The following is a 2111-nucleotide window of genomic DNA, read 5'->3' as shown; positions in this document are numbered from 1 at the left end:
TCGATCTCGTGCCGACCGGCCAGGAAGGCCAGTTCAAGCTGGTCTTCAAGGACCAGCCCAAGGCCAAGACAAAGGTCACGCTGGTGACGGAGTCGGGCTGGCAGAAAGAAGGCCACACCGACGAGCAGGGCCTCGTGACATTCGATATGCCCTGGCAGGGCGTCTATGTGGTCGAGGCCAGCTTCAATGACCGCAATGGCGGCGAACGCACTGGGACGAACGGCACCGAGAAGTACGATGCGGTGAGCTATTCCACGACCGTAACCTTCGTGAACGCCAAAGGCCTCGCGCCGATTCCGGCCGGGCCCCCTGCAACGCCCGGCAAATGAACGCTTTGATCCGACAGGTCCGGTCGACCGGGCCGCTGATGTCCCGCATCATTGCGGCGGTGTTCGGCGGCTATGCATTGGCAGCGCTCGCGAGCGTGGCCGTGCTGGCACTGCCAATCGGCAAGCCGCAGGCCGTGCTCACGGGCATGCTGGCCAGCTTTGCCATCTACGCAGGTGCCGTGATCTGGGTCTTTGCCGCGCGCAGCGCCTGGAGGTCATGGGCGGGCTTGATCGTCGCGGCGGCGATGCTGGCGCCGCTGGCATGGTCTGTTGGCTGAGGAGCGGCGCGTGAAAGCCGACAAGGAAGCGCAGACGGCGGGCCGCGGTATCCGCCAAAGCATGTCCGGTCTGCACACCTGGGCGGGCCTGCTGCTCGGCTGGGTGCTTTATGCAATGTTCCTGACGGGCACGGTGTCCTACTTCAAGGACGAGCTTTCGCAGTGGACGCGGCCGGAATTGGCGCGGCTGTCGCAAGTTCCTGATCAGGCCGCAGTGGCGCAGCGGGTTGCCGATGAACTCGGCAACGTCGCCGCCGGAAGTTCGCAGTGGAGCATCCGGCTGCCGGATGGCCGCAGCAACAGCGTCTATGCGTTCTGGCGGACGCGTGGCCAGGGCCAGCGTGCGTTCGGCGAAGCCAATTTCGATCCCGCGACCGGTCAGAAAGTCTCCGCGCGCGAGACGCAGGGCGGCGAGTTCTTCTTCCGCTTCCACTTCCAGCTTCACTACCTGCCCGTGGTGTGGGGTCGATGGATCGCCGGCATCGCCGCGATGTTCATGCTTGTCGCCATCATCAGCGGCGTCATCACCCACAAGAAGATCTTCGTCGATTTCTTCACCTTCCGCTGGGGCAAGGGCCAGCGCTCGTGGCTGGAGGCGCACAACGCGCTGTCAGTGTTCGGATTGCCGTTCCATTTCATGATCACCTATACCGGCTTGGTGACACTGATGGCGCTCTACATGCCCTGGGGCGAGAACGCGGCGTTCAAGACGCCGGCCGAGCGCCAGCAGATGACTGCGGAGCTCAGCGTCTTCATCCAGCCCGGCAAGCCCAGCGGGCAGAAGGCTCCGCTGGCGTCGGTCGAAGACATGGTGCGGCACGCGCAGGAGCGCTGGGGCATGGGTAATGTCGGACGCGTGACCTTCGTTCATCCCGGCGACGCCGCCGCACGCGTGGCGGTGTCGCGCGGAGACGCGGGCCGTGTTTCGATGAGCCCACAATACATGGAGTTCGAAGGCATCACCGGCAAATTGCTGAACGTCCGCGACAGCGTCGGCGCCGCCGCCGAAACCCGGGGAGTGCTCTACGCGCTCCATCTCGGGCGCTTCAGCGACACCCAAACGCGATGGCTGTATTTTTTCGTCAGTTTCATGGGCACGGCCATGGTGGGCACCGGCCTCGTGATGTGGACAGTCAAGCGGCGCAGCCGGCTGCGCGATCCGGAGCGCCCGCATTTCGGCTTCCGCCTCGTCGAACGCCTGAACATCGCGAGCGTTGCCGGCCTGTCTATCGCGATGACGGCATTCCTGTGGGCCAACCGCCTCCTGCCGCACCCGATGGAAGCCCGCGCCGACTGGGAGATCCATGCATTCTTTGCAGTCTGGACTCTGACGCTGCTGCACGCCCTGCTGCGTCCGGCCAAGACGGCCTGGATCGAGCAATTATGGGCGGCGGCTGCGCTGCTATTCCTGTTGCCCGTCCTCAACGCGCTGACGACGCAGCGGCCGCTGTGGCACAGCCTGGCGCAAGGCGACTGGGTGTTCGCCGGCATCGACATCATGTGC

General features: G+C 64.9%; 3 protein-coding genes. All 3 read left to right on the top strand.

Annotated features, from left to right (window positions below; translation table 11 throughout):
• On the top strand, positions 1-329 hold a 329-nt coding region (locus JHD07_RS26465), incomplete at its 5' end, for a DUF4198 domain-containing protein (protein ID WP_291627406.1).
• Positions 326-607: a DUF3649 domain-containing protein gene (locus JHD07_RS26460; protein WP_291627405.1), complete on the top strand. Its 282-nt coding sequence runs from the start codon at positions 326-328 to the stop codon at positions 605-607. The genes JHD07_RS26465 and JHD07_RS26460, both read left to right, overlap by 4 nt.
• A 61-nt stretch (positions 608-668) precedes the next feature.
• A partial coding sequence (locus JHD07_RS26455; RefSeq protein WP_291627411.1) for a PepSY-associated TM helix domain-containing protein occupies positions 669-2111 on the top strand: 1443 nt, incomplete at its 3' end.

Origin of the sequence: Bradyrhizobium sp., assembly GCF_016462955.1 — a bacterium.
GTDB lineage: Bacteria > Pseudomonadota > Alphaproteobacteria > Rhizobiales > Xanthobacteraceae > Bradyrhizobium.
This window is presented reverse-complemented; position numbering and strand designations above follow the sequence as displayed.